Source organism: Photobacterium pectinilyticum (assembly GCF_024357955.1).
Classification (GTDB): Bacteria; Pseudomonadota; Gammaproteobacteria; order Enterobacterales; family Vibrionaceae; genus Photobacterium; species Photobacterium pectinilyticum.
In genome coordinates this window covers 32,762-50,212 of record NZ_JANEYT010000008.1, presented here as the reverse complement: position 1 = coordinate 50,212, position 17,451 = coordinate 32,762, and the positions used below count along the sequence as shown (strand labels likewise).

15 protein-coding genes and 14 tRNA genes are annotated in these 17,451 nt (G+C 51.7%); 28 read left to right on the top strand and 1 reads right to left on the bottom strand.

Annotation, left to right across the window (positions count from 1 at the left end):
* Positions 1–45: 45 nt before the first annotated feature.
* From ftsB to rpoS, 8 genes are all read left to right on the top strand, one after another.
* The gene (gene ftsB, locus NHN17_RS05475) at positions 46–318 is read left to right on the top strand and encodes a cell division protein FtsB (RefSeq protein ID WP_255041106.1); all 273 of its coding nucleotides are present in this window, start codon (positions 46–48) and stop codon (positions 316–318) included.
* Positions 319–360: 42 nt separating this feature from the next.
* On the top strand, positions 361–1,059 hold the full coding sequence (gene ispD, locus NHN17_RS05470) for a 2-C-methyl-D-erythritol 4-phosphate cytidylyltransferase (protein WP_255041105.1): 699 nt from the start codon (positions 361–363) through the stop codon (positions 1,057–1,059).
* Positions 1,059–1,532, top strand: coding sequence for a 2-C-methyl-D-erythritol 2,4-cyclodiphosphate synthase (gene ispF, locus NHN17_RS05465; RefSeq protein WP_255041177.1), 474 nt, complete (start codon positions 1,059–1,061; stop codon positions 1,530–1,532). Before ispD ends, ispF begins: the two co-directional genes overlap by 1 nt.
* A 63-nt stretch (positions 1,533–1,595) precedes the next feature.
* Positions 1,596–2,660 carry a tRNA pseudouridine(13) synthase TruD gene (gene truD / locus NHN17_RS05460; protein WP_255041104.1) on the top strand — a complete coding sequence of 355 codons (1,065 nt, stop codon included), beginning with the start codon at positions 1,596–1,598 and terminating at the stop codon, positions 2,658–2,660.
* Complete coding sequence (gene surE, locus NHN17_RS05455; protein WP_255041103.1) at positions 2,641–3,387, top strand: 5'/3'-nucleotidase SurE; 747 nt, start codon at positions 2,641–2,643, stop codon at positions 3,385–3,387. Before truD ends, surE begins: the two co-directional genes overlap by 20 nt.
* Positions 3,388–3,392: 5 nt before the next feature.
* Positions 3,393–4,022, top strand: coding sequence for a protein-L-isoaspartate(D-aspartate) O-methyltransferase (locus NHN17_RS05450; RefSeq protein ID WP_255041102.1), 630 nt, complete (start codon positions 3,393–3,395; stop codon positions 4,020–4,022).
* Between the two features lie 65 nt (positions 4,023–4,087).
* The gene (nlpD, locus tag NHN17_RS05445; protein ID WP_255041176.1) at positions 4,088–4,987 is read left to right on the top strand and encodes a murein hydrolase activator NlpD; all 900 of its coding nucleotides are present in this window, start codon (positions 4,088–4,090) and stop codon (positions 4,985–4,987) included.
* A gap of 56 nt (positions 4,988–5,043) precedes the next feature.
* A complete protein-coding gene (gene rpoS / locus NHN17_RS05440) occupies positions 5,044–6,036 on the top strand; it encodes an RNA polymerase sigma factor RpoS (RefSeq protein WP_255041101.1) in 993 nt (330 codons plus the stop codon).
* Between the two features lie 92 nt (positions 6,037–6,128).
* On the opposite strand, the gene mutS is transcribed toward rpoS, so the two are convergent.
* On the bottom strand, positions 6,129–8,705 hold the full coding sequence (mutS, locus tag NHN17_RS05435) for a DNA mismatch repair protein MutS (protein ID WP_255041100.1): 2,577 nt from the start codon (positions 8,703–8,705) through the stop codon (positions 6,129–6,131).
* A 278-nt stretch (positions 8,706–8,983) separates the two neighbouring features.
* Between mutS and pncC the strand changes: the two genes are divergently transcribed.
* The 20 genes from pncC (at position 8,984) to NHN17_RS05335 (ending at position 17,449) form a co-directional block, all read left to right on the top strand.
* Positions 8,984–9,460 (top strand): nicotinamide-nucleotide amidase, encoded by a 477-nt coding sequence (pncC, locus tag NHN17_RS05430; RefSeq protein ID WP_255041175.1) that lies wholly within the window; start codon positions 8,984–8,986, stop codon positions 9,458–9,460.
* A 134-nt stretch (positions 9,461–9,594) separates the two neighbouring features.
* Positions 9,595–10,641 (top strand): recombinase RecA, encoded by a 1,047-nt coding sequence (gene recA, locus NHN17_RS05425; protein ID WP_255041099.1) that lies wholly within the window; start codon positions 9,595–9,597, stop codon positions 10,639–10,641.
* Positions 10,642–10,727: 86 nt separating this feature from the next.
* Positions 10,728–11,189 carry a recombination regulator RecX gene (gene recX, locus NHN17_RS05420; RefSeq protein ID WP_255041098.1) on the top strand — a complete coding sequence of 154 codons (462 nt, stop codon included), beginning with the start codon at positions 10,728–10,730 and terminating at the stop codon, positions 11,187–11,189.
* 270 nt (positions 11,190–11,459) lie between these two features.
* Positions 11,460–14,084, top strand: a complete 2,625-nt coding sequence (alaS, locus tag NHN17_RS05415; RefSeq protein WP_255041097.1) for an alanine--tRNA ligase — start codon at positions 11,460–11,462, stop codon at positions 14,082–14,084.
* A gap of 16 nt (positions 14,085–14,100) precedes the next feature.
* The gene (locus NHN17_RS05410) at positions 14,101–15,291 is read left to right on the top strand and encodes an aspartate kinase (protein ID WP_255041096.1); all 1,191 of its coding nucleotides are present in this window, start codon (positions 14,101–14,103) and stop codon (positions 15,289–15,291) included.
* An 85-nt stretch (positions 15,292–15,376) separates the two neighbouring features.
* The gene (gene csrA, locus NHN17_RS05405) at positions 15,377–15,574 is read left to right on the top strand and encodes a carbon storage regulator CsrA (protein WP_107349901.1); all 198 of its coding nucleotides are present in this window, start codon (positions 15,377–15,379) and stop codon (positions 15,572–15,574) included.
* Between the two features lie 205 nt (positions 15,575–15,779).
* Positions 15,780–15,872: transfer RNA gene (locus tag NHN17_RS05400), tRNA-Ser, on the top strand.
* Positions 15,873–15,904: 32 nt separating this feature from the next.
* A tRNA-Arg gene (locus tag NHN17_RS05395) sits at positions 15,905–15,981 on the top strand.
* A 53-nt stretch (positions 15,982–16,034) separates the two neighbouring features.
* A tRNA-Arg gene (locus NHN17_RS05390) sits at positions 16,035–16,111 on the top strand.
* Between the two features lie 10 nt (positions 16,112–16,121).
* Positions 16,122–16,214 (top strand) — tRNA-Ser (locus NHN17_RS05385).
* Between the two features lie 41 nt (positions 16,215–16,255).
* Positions 16,256–16,332, top strand: a tRNA-Arg gene (locus tag NHN17_RS05380).
* Between the two features lie 53 nt (positions 16,333–16,385).
* Positions 16,386–16,462: transfer RNA gene (locus NHN17_RS05375), tRNA-Arg, on the top strand.
* A 10-nt stretch (positions 16,463–16,472) separates the two neighbouring features.
* Positions 16,473–16,565: transfer RNA gene (locus NHN17_RS05370), tRNA-Ser, on the top strand.
* Between the two features lie 41 nt (positions 16,566–16,606).
* A tRNA-Arg gene (locus tag NHN17_RS05365) sits at positions 16,607–16,683 on the top strand.
* A 53-nt stretch (positions 16,684–16,736) separates the two neighbouring features.
* Positions 16,737–16,813: transfer RNA gene (locus NHN17_RS05360), tRNA-Arg, on the top strand.
* A 50-nt stretch (positions 16,814–16,863) separates the two neighbouring features.
* Positions 16,864–16,940 (top strand) — tRNA-Arg (locus NHN17_RS05355).
* A gap of 87 nt (positions 16,941–17,027) precedes the next feature.
* Positions 17,028–17,104: transfer RNA gene (locus NHN17_RS05350), tRNA-Arg, on the top strand.
* Between the two features lie 10 nt (positions 17,105–17,114).
* Positions 17,115–17,207: transfer RNA gene (locus NHN17_RS05345), tRNA-Ser, on the top strand.
* Positions 17,208–17,248: 41 nt separating this feature from the next.
* A tRNA-Arg gene (locus NHN17_RS05340) sits at positions 17,249–17,325 on the top strand.
* 47 nt (positions 17,326–17,372) lie between these two features.
* Positions 17,373–17,449 (top strand) — tRNA-Arg (locus NHN17_RS05335).
* The last annotated feature ends 2 nt before the right edge of the window (positions 17,450–17,451 follow it).

Below are 17,451 nucleotides of genomic sequence, written 5' to 3'. Positions count from 1 at the left end.
TGTTATGATTAGCTTAATTTCTTATACCATTGCCAAGAGGGTGCAATGCGATTGTTAAACCTCCTGCTGTTGGTCATCCTCAGCTGGTTACAGTATGACTTCTGGCTCGGCAAGAATGGCATGGTCGATTACTTAGCGGTGCGCGATAATGTAGCGGTGCAACAACAGGCTAATGCCGAACTGGTTCAACGGAACCAGCAGATGTATTTCGAAATTCATGACTTGCACCGTGGTCAGGAAGCCGTTGAAGAACGCGCCCGCAACGAGCTGGGAATGATTGGAACGGATGAAACATTTTTCCGTATTGTCAGCGACTGAACTCCAGAGACTTGCCTGGCGTGAGCCAGCTTTTTAATATGCATGAATGAAAAATTGATCGCAGTCGTACCGGCTGCTGGTGTCGGTAGTCGAATGGCGGCTGACCGCCCAAAACAGTACTTGCACATCGCTGGCAAGACGATTCTTGAACATACCATTGACCGTTTGCTCCAACACCCAAAGGTTGAACGGGTGGTGGTCGCGATCAGCGAGCATGACCCCTATTTCCCAACCTTACCGTTGGCGGATCACCCGCAGGTGACCCGGGTTGATGGTGGTGCAGAGCGGGCTGATTCCGTATTTTCCGGCTTGGCCGCTATTGGTGATCCTGATGCCTGGGTGCTGGTCCATGATGCCGCACGTCCTTGTTTACGTCAGCAGGATCTCGACCGGTTGATCCTCGAGGCGCAGGCGAGCGAATTCGGTGCTATTTTAGCAGCACCGGTTCGCGACACCATGAAACGTGGTAATGGCCAGCAAGCGATAGCCGTCACGGTTGAGCGTAGTGATCTTTGGCATGCCCTGACGCCGCAGATGTTCCGTGCTGGTCAGTTAACGCTCGCGCTGAAAAAGGCGCTGGCCGACGGGGCGGTGGTCACAGACGAGGCCTCGGCGCTGGAGCATTGTGGCATGGCGCCTAAATTGGTCACCGGGCGTGCCGACAACCTAAAGGTTACCCAACCTGAAGATCTCGCGCTCGCGGAGTTTTATTTGCAACATTTATTGAAGGATGAGCAATGATGCGTATTGGACACGGTTTTGACGTCCATAAATTTGGTGGCGAAGGCCCGGTAATTATTGGTGGCGTTGCGATTCCTTATGAGCAGGGTCTGATTGCCCATTCCGATGGTGATGTGGCTCTACACGCGGTATGTGACGCATTGCTGGGTGCCATTGGCGCTGGCGATATTGGCCGCCATTTCCCGGATACCGATGCCGAGTGGGAAGGGGCTGACAGCCGTATGTTGCTGCGCGACGTATACCGCAAAATAAAAATAAAAGGTTATCGCTTGGGGAACCTTGATGTCACCATCATTGCCCAGGCGCCGAAAATGGCCCTGCATATCGGTGCGATGTGCCAAGCTATTGCCGAGGATTTGGAAACGGACGTTGAGAACATCAATGTAAAAGCGACCACCTCGGAGCGTCTTGGTTTTACCGGACGCAAAGAAGGCATTGCCTGTGAAGCGGTTGTGCTGATCAGTAAGGAATAAATCAGGCAGGGCTATGTAGCCTTGCCTTCTGGCATCTCGGTGCTGCTAAAGAATGGTGTAATTATGTCTACGGTAATGGACAACTTCAGCTGGTTGTATGGAAAACCAAGCTGTCAGGGCCGCATTAAGGTTGAACCTGAAGATTTTGTAGTAAAGGAAAACCTTGGCTTCGAGTTTGCCGGAGTGGGCGAGCATTTTATGGTGAAGATCCGCAAGACCGGGGAAAACACCAAGTATGTGGTCAATGAACTGGCCAAAGCCTGCGGTGTTAAGTCGCGCGATGTAAGCTGGGCTGGTTTGAAGGATCGCCATGCGGTGACTGAGCAGTGGCTCAGTGTGCACCTGCCAGGTAAACCGGATCCGGACTTGGCACAATTTGTTGCCGAACATCCGGGTGTCGAAGTGTTGGAAACCGCCCGCCATGATAAAAAGCTACGTCCTGGTGATTTGGCGGGTAACTGGTTTCAGCTGACCTTGCGCGATCTGGATCTAGCCGACGACGTAATGGCGCGCTTGGAGCAGGTTAAGCTGCTGGGTGTGCCGAACTATTTCGGTGAGCAGCGTTTTGGCCATGGCGGTAACAATGTCATCAAGGCCCGTGCTTGGGGGAATGATGAATTCCGCGTTCGTGACAAGAGTAAGCGTAGCTTCTACCTATCGGCTGCACGCTCGTGGTTGTTCAATATGGTGCTTTCAGAGCGTATCGAGCAGCAAACTGTCCATACGGTGGTCGCCGGTGATCTGTTAGAAACGGAAGAAGACGATCGCGGCCGCTTGGTGGAATCAAACCCCGAGCAGTGGCAGCAGGCGGTGGATAATGGCACAGCAAGCATTACTGCACCTATGATGGGTGATAATGCCCTACCGACCACAGCCCAGGCAGAAGCCTTTGAAATGGCTATTGTCGAGCAGGAGCCTTTGCTACTCAAGCTGATCCGTGACAACCGAATGCGCCACGAGCGTCGCTCGCTATTGTTGAAACCTAAGCAGATGGTATGGCAGCAAGATGGCGATACCGTCACCGTTTCTTTTGCGCTGCCTGCGGGCTGTTTTGCCACCGCGGTCGTTCGCGAGCTCATGGTTGAGCAGGAACAACAGGAAGGACACGATGCGAATTCTGATCAGTAACGATGATGGTATCTTTGCCGAGGGGATCAACACCTTGGCAAAGGTATTGAGCGATATCGGTGAGGTCACGGTGGTTGCACCGGACCGTAACCGTTCTGGTGCATCCAACTCGCTGACGCTGGATAACCCGTTGCGGATCCGCCAGGAAGGTGAAAAGCGGATTTCGGTGGAAGGGACGCCGACTGACTGTGTCCATTTCGCACTCAATGAATGGCTGGATGAACGTCCGGATGTTGTTGTTGCAGGTATCAACCACGGGGCAAACCTGGGGGATGATGTGCTGTACTCGGGTACGGTTGCCGCTGCAACTGAAGGCCACTTCCTCGGTGTGCCGGCAGTTGCTGTTTCGCTGGTGGGACATCAGCACTTTGAGACGGCAGCGCGGGTTGTCAAAGATTTGCTGCTAAAAGCACAGTCACAGCCATTGCCAAGCAATAAAATATTGAATATCAATGTGCCGGATGTCGCTTATTCTCAATTGGGAAGCTGGCAGGTGACACGTCTAGGTGCCCGTCACCGTGCTGAGAATATGGTTAAGGGTACGGATCCGCGAGGCAAAGAGCTTTACTGGTTGGGGCCGCCGGGACCTTGTCAGGACGCTGGTCCGGGAACGGACTTTTATGCTATTGAGCAACAATGTGTATCGATTACCCCACTACAGGTAGATCTCACCGCGCATGATGCGCTGGAAGGGATCAGTATGTGGGTTGAGCAACAGGAGAGATAGTCGCAATGCGCAATGTGGACGAGCGGACGCTTTTGCTGAACTATTTACATCAGCAGGGGGTTTGTGATGATAAGGTGCTCCAGGCGATGGCGTCTGTCCCGCGGGAGCGGTTTATCGATGAAGCCCTGTCACACAAAGCTTATGAAAATAATGCTCTGCCTATCGGTAGTGGGCAGACCATCTCGCAGCCGTACATTGTCGCCAAAATGACGGAGTTAATGGCCCTGTCTGCTGACTCAAGAGTACTGGAGATCGGTACTGGCTCAGGTTATCAAACGGCGGTGCTGGCACACTTGGTTAACCATGTGTTTTCGGTTGAGCGGATCAAGGCACTGCAATGGCAGGCCAAACGACGTCTAAAACAGCTTGAGCTGCATAATGTCTCGACCAAGCACAGTGACGGTTGGTTGGGGTGGGCTGGAAAGGGCCCGTTCGATGCCATCATTGTGACGGCGGCGGCCGCTGAAATTCCCATGGAGCTACTCAATCAGTTGGCTGATGGGGGCCGCTTGGTGATCCCTGTGGGTGAGCATGCACAGGTATTGAAAGTGATTGTTCGCGAAGGAGAGCGTTTTGCATACCGCGATATTGAAGCGGTACGATTTGTCCCTCTTGTCGCCGGGGAGTTGGCATAGGTCATATGATAAGGGTGTTGTCTTCAGCAAGGACGCGGAAGCTGGCAGCGATAGCTGTCAGCCTGATGTTGTTTGGCTGTAGTAATCATAGTCCTGCTCCGGTGATGAGCCTTGGCAAGGACTACAACAGCCTGGAGCGTGGTAGCTACCGCGGTAGCTATTATCAAGTCCGGGAGGGCGATACGCTTTACTTCATTTCTTACATTACTGGACGGGATGTCGACGATATTATTACAAGTAATAAATTGTCGAAGCCTTATACCATTTTTCCTGGTCAAAGGTTGCAATTGTGGCGGCCAAAATACGTTGCCCCCAAATATGGCCAGGCTGCACCGGTTGCTGTAGCTGCCATACCGGCAGCTAAAACTCCAACAAAAACAAAAGTCTCAAAACCTGCTCAACCAAAACCAGCGGCTAAGGCGCAGCCTGTGACGCAACCGGCCTCCCAGAAACCGGTTCAGTCAGCGGCAAGCAAGACGCAAAGCGAGCAAAAAGTCGCCAATAAAAATGTTGATCCGGCTCCCACAAAAGAGTACTCTCAAAAAACCAAAAGTAACAAAGTTGTTACATCTAAGCCGCAATCTAGCAACGCCAAAGTGGCTAAATGGTCTTGGCCGTCGAAGGGGCGTGTGATTGCCAAGTTCTCCAACTCGGAGAATGGCAATAAAGGGATCGACATCGCTGGGCAGCGTGGACAATCTGTCAATGCGTCTGCCAATGGGGTGGTGGTTTATGCCGGTAACGCGCTTCGGGGATATGGCAATTTGGTGATTATCAAACATAACGATGATTATCTCAGTGCCTATGCCCACAACGACCAAGTTTATGTCAAGGAGCAGCAAAAGGTATCGGTTGGCCAGAAAATTGCTTCTATGGGAAGCTCAGGCACAAGTACTGTGAAGTTGCATTTTGAGATCCGTTACAAGGGTAAGTCCGTCGATCCAATGCGGTACTTACCCAAATAGATAACATGGCATAGTAAAGTTGTAATGTCTTGCTAACTCGCCATCTGGGAGGCGCTATGAGTGGAAGCAATACTGCTGCAGATATTGAAGACTTTGAATTCGATGAAGAAGCGGAGACTGAATCCGCAACCGTTGAAACCAAAGCCGAAGATGTTAGTGCTAGTGACGATGATGTCGATATGTCGCAATATGGGGCTACGCAGAAAGCTCTTGATGCGACCCAGCTCTACCTTGGGGAAATTGGCTTTTCACCTTTGTTGACCGCAGAGGAAGAAGTCCTCTACGCCCGACGTGCTCTTCGTGGTGATGAAGTTGCCCGCAAGCGCATGATCGAAAGTAACCTTCGACTCGTGGTCAAAATTTCTCGCCGGTACAGTAACCGTGGCTTGGCTCTGCTTGACTTGGTCGAAGAAGGCAACCTTGGTTTGATCCGTGCGGTTGAGAAATTCGATCCGGAGCGTGGTTTCCGTTTTTCAACCTACGCAACATGGTGGATCCGTCAGACTATTGAACGGGCAATTATGAACCAGACCCGGACTATCCGTCTGCCTATCCATGTCGTTAAAGAGCTGAATGTTTATCTCCGCACTGCCCGTGAGTTGGCACAGAAGCTGGACCACGAGCCAACGGCGGAAGACATTGCGTTGAAACTGGACAAATCGGTTGATGACGTCAACCGGATGCTACGTCTCAATGAGCGTGTGGGTTCGGTAGATAATCCTATCGGTGGTGATTCCGAAAAAGCCCTGCTTGATATCATTCCGGATGAAAAGAGCGGCGGTCCCGAAACATCAACTCAAGATGACGACATCAAAGCATCTATTGTCCACTGGCTACAGGAACTTAACCCTAAGCAGCGTGAAGTGCTGGCACGCCGTTTTGGCTTGCTTGGTTATGAAGCGTCGACATTGGAAGATGTTGGTCGTGAGATCGGCCTGACCCGTGAAAGAGTGCGTCAGATCCAAGTTGAAGGCTTACGCCGTTTACGCGATATGCTAACTCATCAAGGGTTGAGCATTGAGTCGCTGTTCAATCAGGAACAATTGTAAACCGGTCCACTTTAACTTTACTTTTTCCGGTTCAATCAAAAAGGGATGCCAAATGGCATCCCTTTTATTTTCCTTTATCTCTACCAGCCCGGCTACATCAGGGTTTTCAAGCGGTACAACTCATCCAGTGCTTGGCGTGGTGTCATTTCGTCTGGGTTGATCCGCGCCAGTGCTTCTTCGACTTCGCTTGGCTCCGGCAGCAGGCTCAGCTGCTGTTCGACTAACGGTTCTTGGCTGTTGGCGCTAGGTGAAACAGCTTGCTGGTGGCCACTGGCTTCGAGTTGCTGAAGCTTGAACTTGGCACGTTTGATCACCGACTTAGGGACACCGGCTAAGCTAGCAACGGCCAAGCCGTAAGACTTGCTGGCTGCCCCTTCCTGTACCGCGTGCATAAAGGCGATTTCATCACCGTGCTCTACGGCATCAAGGTGGACATTGGCCAAACCGTCCATCAGCGATGGTAACTCTGTCAGTTCAAAGTAGTGGGTCGCGAACAAGGTCATGGCCGAAATTTTATCGGCTAGCCATTCGGCACTGGCCCATGCCAGCGACAGGCCGTCATAGGTACTGGTACCGCGACCGATCTCATCCATCAGTACCAAACTATTCTGCGTGGCATTATGCAAGATATTGGCAGTTTCGGTCATTTCTACCATGAAGGTCGAGCGGCCCGAAGCCAGGTCATCGGAAGCACCGATACGGGTGAAGATCCGATCCAGCGGACCGATCTTAACGGCTTCGGCCGGCACAAAAGAACCGACATGGGCAAGCAGAGCGATCAAAGCCGTCTGGCGCATGTAGGTCGATTTACCCCCCATATTCGGACCTGTGATGATCAACATCCGGCGGTCATGGTGGAGTGAAATCGGGTTAGCGATAAATGGTTCGCTCAGTACTTGTTCGACCACCGGGTGGCGGCCGGCGGTGATTTCAACTCCGGTGGCTTCTGTTAGTTCAGGGCGGCAGTAGTTCAGGGTATCAGCACGCTCGGCCAAGTTGGCAAGGACATCTAGTTCCGACAGGGCATTAGCCGTATTTTGCAGTTGTTCAAGGTACGGTAGCAGTTGATCAAACAGCTCTTCCCAAAGCTTCTTCTCTAATGCCAACGCTTTAGATTTCGAGTTCAGTACCTTGTCTTCGTGTTCCTTGAGCTCAGGGATGATGTAACGCTCAGCATTTTTTAGGGTCTGGCGGCGTACATAGTGGCTCGGCACCAGGTGGCTCTGGCCACGGCTGACTTGGATATAGAAGCCGTGAACATTGTTGAAGCCCACTTTCAGGCTATCGATGTCATGGCGTTCGCGTTCGTTAGCTTCCATCTCTTCAAGGAATTTGGTTGCGCCGTCGGCTAGATCTCGCCATTCGTCCAGTTCGGCATTGTAGCCCGGAGCCAGTACACCACCGTCACGAATTACCACTGGTGGGTTGTCGATAATGGCGCGCTCAAGCAGTTCGCACAGCTCGTCCATCGGGGCGGCAAGGCCAGCTAATTCACCAATACGGGACTGGTTGATCTCACCAAGTAGTTCAGCCAGCTCCGGCAGGTGTTGGAGCGCAGTCCGCATACGAGCGAGATCGCGAGGGCGAGCAGAGCGCAGAGCCAGGCGGGCAAGGATACGTTCTAGATCACCCATGTGGCGCAATACGCCTGCAAGATCCAAAAATAGTCCGGTGTCCTTAAAAGCGGCAATGGCATCAAGGCGACCGTTGAGCTGCTGGCGGTCACGGATTGGTTGGTGCAACCAACGCTTTAGCAAGCGGCTACCCATTGGCGTGGCTGTTTGGTCAAGAACGGAAGCCAAGGTATTGTCGAAGCCGCCAGCCAAGTTCTGGGTTAACTCGAGGTTACGGCGGGTAGCAGCATCCAGGATCACCGAGTGATCCTTGGTATCTAGGGTGATCGCCCGGATGTGAGGCAGGGCTGTGCGCTGGGTATCTTTGACATATTGCATCAGGCAGCCTGCCGCACATAGACCGTGCTCGGCCTGTTCGACCCCGAAGCCAACCAGATCACGGGTACCGAACTGCATGGTCAGTTGCTGGCGCGCAGTCTCGAGATCAAACTCCCAGACCGGACGGCGTCGGGCACCTTTCATACCGTGGAACAGGCCTGGCAGGTCAAAATCTTCCGGATACAGCAATTCAGCCGGGCTGGTACGCTGCAACTCGGCCTGCATGGCTTCTTCAGTCTCCGGCTCGGCGAGCATAAAGCGACCCGAGGTAATATCCAGCGTGGCGTAACCGAACTTGCTGCCTTCATGGTAGATGGCGGCAATCAGGTTGTCCTGGCGCTCGCTGAGCAGTGCTTCGTCGCTGACGGTACCCGGCGTGATAATTCTCACTACCTTACGCTCGACCGGCCCTTTGCTGGTCGCGGGATCACCAATTTGCTCACAGATAGCCGCGGAGACACCTTGCTGAACCAGTTTGGCAAGGTAGCCCTCAATGGCATGGTAGGGGACACCTGCCATCGGGATCGGCTGGCCATTGGAAGAGCCACGCTTGGTCAGCGAGATATCCAGCAGTTGCGAAGCCTGCTTTGCGTCATCAAAAAATAGTTCGTAGAAATCACCCATCCGATAAAACAGCAAGACCTCCGGATTCTCTGCTTTGATCCGTAAAAATTGCTGCATCATAGGTGTATGTTTTTCTAAGCCTTTTATTGTCACGTTGTTGCCTGCTACATTGTGCCGGAGGGCTGGGTGACCCTACTATATCCGGGGGAAGTTTCTGGTCGCTTAGGATACGTGATCCCGACCTTTCGGCAAAGGGGAGAGCGTGTATTTTTCCCGCAGCAATAATTGTGGTGGACAACAGGCTTGCCCGCTGTGGGTGAGCTAAGTAATGTGTACGCAGTGGATGGCTAGTGGCGTATTCAGTGACACGGAACAATCTCGTCATACTAGCTTTATCGTTTTAGGTTGGCCGTATTAACTAGGGAGTGATGATGGCATTAGCACAACAGGTCGGGCTGGCCCTGGCCCAGCGTAACTGGGTGGCAGTCACCGCCGAGTCCTGCACCGGGGGCGGGGTCTCTACCGCCATCACGGATATTGCCGGCAGCTCGGCATGGTTTGACCGGGCATTTGTGACCTACAGTAATGAGGCCAAGCAGGAGATGCTTGGCGTGAGCGTACAAACATTGGCCCAGTATGGTGCTGTCAGTGAGCAGGTCGTGGCTGAAATGGTAACGGGGGCACTGGCTCATTCGCGTGGCGACATCGCCGTTGCCATCAGCGGTATTGCTGGGCCTGGCGGTGGTAGCGAAGAGAAGCCGGTCGGTACCGTGTGTTTTGGCTGGGCTGATCAAACAGGCAAGCTAAAGGTGGAAACCTGCCTTTTTGATGGCGACCGGCCAGAGGTACGGCAACAAGCCGTTGACAAAGCGCTATCTGGGTTGCTTGCGCTGATGGCACAATCCTGAGGCGTTCATGAGCCGAGAGCAATTTGGCGAAAAAAAATTCATCCAGTGCTAGACACTGTATGAATAGACAGTATACTAATCATCAATATCAGTACTTAGTTTAAGCATTAATTAAGCATCCCTTGGAGAGTCTAATGGACGACAACAAGCAGAAGGCACTCGCCGCCGCGTTAGGTCAAATTGAAAAGCAATTCGGTAAAGGCTCGATCATGAAGTTGGGCGACAACCGCACTATGGATGTCGAAACCGTGTCTACCGGTTCTCTGTCTCTAGATATCGCCTTGGGTGCTGGTGGTCTGCCAATGGGCCGTATCGTTGAAATCTACGGTCCTGAATCTTCAGGTAAAACCACGTTAACACTAGAAGTTATTGCTGCAGCCCAACGTCAAGGCAAAACCTGTGCCTTCATCGATGCTGAGCATGCGCTTGACCCAATCTACGCGCAGAAACTAGGTGTAGATATCGACCAGCTATTGGTTTCCCAGCCAGATACTGGTGAGCAAGCATTGGAGATTGCCGATGCCCTAGCTCGTTCTGGCGCGGTTGATATTCTGGTTGTCGACTCCGTTGCTGCCCTAACGCCTAAGGCCGAAATCGAAGGTGAGATGGGTGATTCACACATGGGTCTGCAGGCACGTATGCTGTCTCAGGCTATGCGTAAAATCACCGGTAACCTGAAGCAGTCGAACTGCATGTGTATCTTCATCAACCAGATCCGTATGAAGATCGGTGTGATGTTCGGTAATCCAGAAACCACAACCGGTGGTAACGCACTGAAATTTTACGCTTCTGTTCGTCTTGATATCCGTCGTACCGGCGCTGTCAAAGAAGGTGATGAAGTGGTAGGTAACGAAACCCGTATCAAGGTTGTGAAAAACAAGATTGCGGCACCGTTCAAACAAGCTGAAACCCAGATCCTTTACGGTAAAGGTTTCAACCGCTACGGCGAGCTGATCGACCTTGGCGTGAAGAACAAGATGGTTGAGAAAGCGGGTGCATGGTACAGCTACCAGGGTGACAAGATCGGTCAGGGTAAGGCAAATGCGTGTAAGTACATCGAGGAAAACCGCCATATTGCTGAAGAGCTTGAAGCTAAACTGCGTGAGCTACTGCTAACGCCGGCTGTACTTGAAGAAGCGGCAGCTGAAGCGGAAGAAGATGCCGAAGATAAGGCATTTTAATCATGCTTAGCCAGCAAGGCTGAATGACAGAATAGAAGAGCGGGCGGGTATGATTACCACGCCCGCTTTTTTTACTGGAGAGGATAATGAAAGTGAAGAAACCGGCCCGAAGTGCCACGCAATTGGCGGTCAGGTATCTGTCACGCCGTGACCATGCCGAGAAAGAGCTGCAGCAAAAGCTGCTGGCCCGTGGCTACGAGCTGGCCGAAGTTGATGACGCGGTGGCGCTTTGCCAGGATTATAACTGGCTGGATGATGCAAGGTTTGCCGAGCGCTTGTTAGGTAATGGTATCGCCAAGGGCTGGGGGCTGCTGCGTATCCGCCAAGAAATGAAATTCAAGGGGATACACGAAGAGATTATCCGCCAGTTGTTCGAAGATGATGAGTTTGATTGGTATGAGCACGCCCGTGAGGTTGCCCTGAAAAAATTCGGCGAAAGTCCGATGGAGAGCGAGAAAGAAAAAGCCCGACGACTGCGTTTTATGCAGTACCGAGGGTTTGACTTAGAGCAGATCCAATATGCCCTCGATGTTGACGATGAATACTGACCAGGTGTTCCTCTTCCCCTAAACACCGCCAAAAACCACCATATCCCCCTCTGTTATCCGCATGGCGGGGATAAATTGCCTTATTTCTGAACATAACATTTCCCGTATTGGCTACCGTTGTTTTACAATAACCGCCAAAGAATTTATTTTAGTCTCATCACTGCCTGCCCAAATTGTCCTGCCGAGGGCATGGTGGAACTCAGGGCAGGTGATAAAGACAGTTAAATTCGACCATTCAGTTTACATAAAAGCATTATTCAGGATTTGCCAATGTACATGAGCACTGATGAGATTCGCCGTGCGTTTCTTGCGTTTTTTGAGAGTAAAGGCCACCAGATAGTTGAGAGTTCATCTCTTGTGCCTGCCAATGACCCTACGCTGTTGTTCACCAACGCGGGTATGAACCAGTTCAAAGATACATTCTTAGGTCTGGAAAAGCGCAACTACACTCGAGCAACAACCGCTCAGCGCTGTGTTCGTGCCGGTGGTAAGCACAACGACCTGGAAAATGTTGGCTTTACCGCTCGTCACCACACGTTCTTCGAGATGTTGGGTAACTTCAGTTTCGGTGATTACTTCAAGCAAGACGCGATTAAGTTTGCTTGGGAATTCCTTACCGTCACACTGAAACTGCCAGCAGATCGTCTGTTGGTTACCGTTTACGAAACCGATGACGAAGCCTTTGACATCTGGAACAAAGAAGTTGGCGTACCGGCTGATCGCATCGTGCGTATCGGTGACAAGAAAGGTGGCAAGCCATTCGAGTCAGACAACTTCTGGCAGATGGGTGATACCGGCCCTTGCGGTCCTTGTACTGAAATTTTCTACGACCACGGTGATCACATCTGGGGTGGCCGTCCGGGCACACCTGAAGAAGATGGCGATCGTTTCATCGAGATCTGGAACAACGTATTTATGCAGTTCAACCGTCAGGCTGACGGTACGATGGATCCGCTACCTAAGCCGTCGGTAGATACCGGTATGGGCATCGAGCGTATCTCTGCCATCATGCAGGGTGTGCACTCTAACTACGAAATCGATATCTTCCAGACGCTGATCAAAGAAGCGGCAGCTGTGATTGGCCACGACGATCTGGGCAACCAGTCGCTACGTGTTGTTGCTGACCACATCCGTTCTTGTGCGTTCTTGATTGCTGATGGTGTGATGCCGTCAAACGAAGGTCGTGGTTACGTTCTGCGTCGTATCATCCGTCGTGCGGTTCGCCATGGTAACAAGCTAGGTGCCAAGGGGGCTTTCTTCTACAAACTGGCTGCTCCGCTAGCTGAAATCATGGGCACCGCCGGTGAAGAGCTGAAGAAGCAGCTGGAAATGGTCGAGAAAGTACTGAAGATCGAAGAAGATAACTTCGGTCGTACCCTGGACCGCGGCATGACGATTCTGGCTGAAGCGTTGGATAACCTTGACGGCAAAGTGCTTGACGGCGAGACCGTGTTTAAGCTGTACGATACCTACGGTTTCCCTGCGGATCTGACCAATGATGTCGCGCGTGAACGTGGCTTCTCTATTGATGAAGAAGGCTTCAACAATGCGATGGAAGCACAGCGTCAGCGTGCTCGTGATGCAGGCCAGTTCGGCGTTGACTATAACGACGCGATCAAAGTAGACGCGGAGACTGAATTCTGTGGCTACGGTGCAACCGAAGGCCAAGCAAATGTAGTTGCCCTTTACCGTGAAGGTGAAGCGGTTGATGCTATCAATGCTGGCGAAGAAGCCTTGATTGTTCTGGACAACACACCGTTCTATGCCGAGTCTGGTGGTCAGTGTGGTGACACAGGTGCAATGACCGCTGACGGTGTTCAGTTTGTGGTTGCAGATACCCAAAAGTTCGGCAACGCTATCGGTCACACCGGTAAGCTGGCTGAAGGTTCACTGCAAGTGGGTGACAAGCTGACAGCAACCGTTGACGCAGCACGTCGCGCAGCGACCAGTCTGAACCACTCAGCGACACACTTGCTACATGCTGCACTGCGTAACCTGCTTGGTGAGCACGTGACCCAGAAAGGCTCACTGGTTAAGCCGGAAGGTTTACGTTTTGACTTCTCTCACTTAGAAGCGGTTAAGCCGGAAGAGCTACGTGAAATCGAACGTGTGGTGAACGAACAAATCCGTATTAACCACGCGATCAATACTGTTGTAACGGACATCGATTCAGCCAAAGAAAAAGGCGCTATGGCGTTGTTTGGTGAAAAATATGATGACGAAGTTCGTGTCCTTAGTATGGGTGACTTCTCTGTTGAACTGTGTGGTGGTATCCATGCTGCTAACACCGGTGATATCGGTTTGTTTAAAATCGTTTCAGAAGGGGGGATCGCTGCTGGTATCCGCCGTATCGAAGCGGTTACGGGGGAAGCGGCTATCGCAACACTGCACGATCAGGAAGTACTTCTGGCTGAAACAGCAAGCCTTGTGAAATCTGATGCCGCGTCAGTGGCAACTAAAGTCAGTGCGCTGGTTGCTCACAGCAAGCAGTTGGAAAAAGAAATTCAGCAACTAAAAGACAAGCTGGCAGCACAAGAAAGTGCAGGCCTGATCAACAAAGCTCAGGAAATCAACGGCGTTAAGGTGTTGGTCACCAAGCTTGACGGCGCCGACAACAAAGCCCTTCGCGGTATGGTTGATGAGCTGAAGAACCAGCTAGGTAGCGGTATTGTCGTGTTGGGCAATGTCAGCGGTGATAAGGTTGGCCTGATTGCCGGTGTAACCAAAGATTTGACGAGTAAAGTCAAAGCAGGCGAGTTGGTTAACCTGGTTGCCCAGCAAGTTGGCGGCAAGGGCGGCGGTCGCCCGGACATGGCGCAAGCTGGTGGCACTGATGCGGCAGCATTACCTGCAGCACTTGAGTCTGTTACCCCTTGGTTGATTGAAAAACTGTAATAGTTGGAGAGGTGAAGTGGCACTATTGGTGCAAAAATTTGGTGGTACGTCGGTCGGGAGTATCGAACGTATTGAAGCGGTGGCTGAGCGCGTTATTCAGGCGCGCCAGCGTGGTCATCAGGTTGTCGTGGTCGTTTCAGCGATGGCTGGTGAAACCAACCGTTTGTTGGGACTGGCAAAACAGATTGATGCCGTTCCGACCCAGCGGGAGCTGGACGTATTGTTGTCAACCGGCGAGCAGGTCACCATTGCCCTGCTTGCCATGGCCCTCAACAAGCGGGGGTACCAGGCAACATCATTGACTGGTGAGCAGTTAGGCATCCGCACTGATACTGTATTCAATAATGCCACCATCACCGAAGTAGAGACTGAGGTGGTAACAGAACTGCTTGAGCGTGACCACATTGTTGTTGTCGCGGGCTTCCAGGGTCGAGATAGTCAAAATAACATCACAACCCTAGGACGCGGAGGTTCTGATACCACCGCTGTTGCTATCGCTGGCGCTCTGGCTGCCGATGAGTGCCAAATCTTCACGGATGTTGACGGGGTGTATACGACTGATCCCCGTTTAGTCAGTGAAGCGGCTCGTTTATCGACGATTCATTTCGATGATATGACGGCAATGGCACGTCACGGCGCAAAAGTGCTACAATTACAGTCGGTTGAATATGCTGAGCAACATCAGGTTCCGTTGAGGGTCCTTTCATCATTCGCTGAAGGGGAAGGAACCTTGGTCGATTTCTCGACGGTATCATCCCATGGTGCCGCCGGGGTTGCTGTCAAAGGCAGGCAGGCATTATACCGAGTTGCACAACCGCTTGAGAAGGTGGAGCAACAACTTGGCCTGTTAGGGGTAGATGCTTGGTGCTATGGTGATAGCCAGCAAGCAACCTATCCTGCAACCTATATAGTTGCGGCTGATGATGAATTGGCCCGACTGAATGTTATCTTAGAAAAAACAGAATTAACTCAACCCTCCGTCGCTATACTGACTCTTGTCGGGGAAGGAATAGAAGGGGATAGCACGCAAGTGGCTGCCTCGCTGACAGAAAAAGGGATGAGGGTATATCAACAAAAAAGTACTGCTCGTTGTGTTTCACTATTGATCAATGGGCAACATTTACAGTTAGCCGTAGAACACATCCACAAAAAATTTGTGGTTGAGCCAGAAAGTCTGGATAATCGACCACTTCTCGCTGTTTCTTGAGCAGTGAACATTTACGTAATTGTAAATATTGTTGGATAATAAACGTTAACACTTATAATACTGAGATTACTCAAGGAGCACACGAATGCTAATTTTGACACGACGCGTAGGTGAAACGCTAATGATCGGTGATGAAGTCACCGTTACTGTTCTTGGCGTTAAAGGTAATCAGGTTCGAATTGGTGTAAATGCACCGAAAGAAGTCTCTGTACACCGCGAAGAAATTTACATGCGTATTCAAGCGGAAAAAGAATCAGGTTCCCAGGGTTCTGGTAACTACTAATTCGAAGAAGGCCAGCATTTATGCTGGCCTTTTTTGTTATTGCCTGCCGCGCCATATTCTTGAATCTAGAAGAGATACTGGGCCATTACGCGCGATAATATGCCGTGTTGGCTATTAAGTGTGCATCCGCGCAGTGGATGTCATTTTTTCACGATAAAGTGTTTGACTTATTTTCGGCTGGCAGTAATATGGGCCCCCGCAAGACGGTGAGGTGGCCGAGAGGCTGAAGGCGCTCCCCTGCTAAGGGAGTATACGGTTTATAGCCGTATCGAGGGTTCGAATCCCTCCCTCACCGCCATTCCTTATTATTAATGAATGGGCTTGCATTGCGCGCTCGTAGCTCAGCTGGATAGAGTACCTGGCTACGAACCAGGCGGTCGGAGGTTCGAATCCTCCCGAGCGCGCCATTATTTACAATGTATTGCCAATAGGCGGTACTATATAAAACCGAATTAAGTGTGCGCTCGTAGCTCAGCTGGATAGAGTACCTGGCTACGAACCAGGCGGTCGGAGGTTCGAATCCTCCCGAGCGCGCCATAATTTGTGTGGTGAGGTGGCCGAGAGGCTGAAGGCGCTCCCCTGCTAAGGGAGTATACGGCTTATACCCGTATCGAGGGTTCGAATCCCTCCTTCACCGCCATTCTTTTCTTGTTCAAGTTCTACTTGATAAAGAATGCCTGCGCGTCCGTAGCTCAGCTGGATAGAGTACCTGGCTACGAACCAGGCGGTCGGAGGTTCGAATCCTCCCGGACGCGCCATTATTTACAATGTATTGCCAATAGGCGGTACTATATAAAACCGAATTAAGTGTGCGCTCGTAGCTCAGCTGGATAGAGTACCTGGCTACGAACCAGGCGGTCGGAGGTTCGAATCCTCCCGAGCGCGCCATAATTTGTGTGGTGAGGTGGCCGAGAGGCTGAAGGCGCTCCCCTGCTAAGGGAGTATACGGCTTATACCCGTATCGAGGGTTCGAATCCCTCCTTCACCGCCATTCTTTTCTTGTTCAAGTTCTACTTGATAAAGAATGCCTGCGCGTCCGTAGCTCAGCTGGATAGAGTACCTGGCTACGAACCAGGCGGTCGGAGGTTCGAATCCTCCCGGACGCGCCATTATTTACAATGTATTGCCAATAGGCGGTACTATATAAAACCGAATTAAGTGTGCGCTCGTAGCTCAGCTGGATAGAGTACCTGGCTACGAACCAGGCGGTCGGAGGTTCGAATCCTCCCGAGCGCGCCATTATTTACAACGTATTGCCGAGAGGCGATGCTATAAAACCGAATTAGTGTGCGTCCGTAGCTCAGCTGGATAGAGTACCTGGCTACGAACCAGGCGGTCGGAGGTTCGAATCCTCCCGGACGCGCCATTATTTCTAAGTATCAACGGATTGTTACTTATGCCAATGACGGAAACGCATTGGTCGTTAGGTGTTTCCTAACCAAAAAGATTCTGCGCGCTCGTAGCTCAGCTGGATAGAGTACCTGGCTACGAACCAGGCGGTCGGAGGTTCGAATCCTCCCGAGCGCGCCATAATTTGTGTGGTGAGGTGGCCGAGAGGCTGAAGGCGCTCCCCTGCTAAGGGAGTATACGGCTTATACCCGTATCGAGGGTTCGAATCCCTCCTTCACCGCCATTCTTTTCTTGTTCAAGTTCTACTTGATAAAGAATGCCTGCGCGTCCGTAGCTCAGCTGGATAGAGTACCTGGCTACGAACCAGGCGGTCGGAGGTTCGAATCCTCCCGGACGCGCCATTATTTCAATATATTGTCGAAAGGCGATACGATAAAACAGATTTTGCGCGCTCGTAGCTCAGCTGGATAGAGTACCTGGCTACGAACCAGGCGGTCGGAGGTTCGAATCCTCCCGAGCGCGCCATT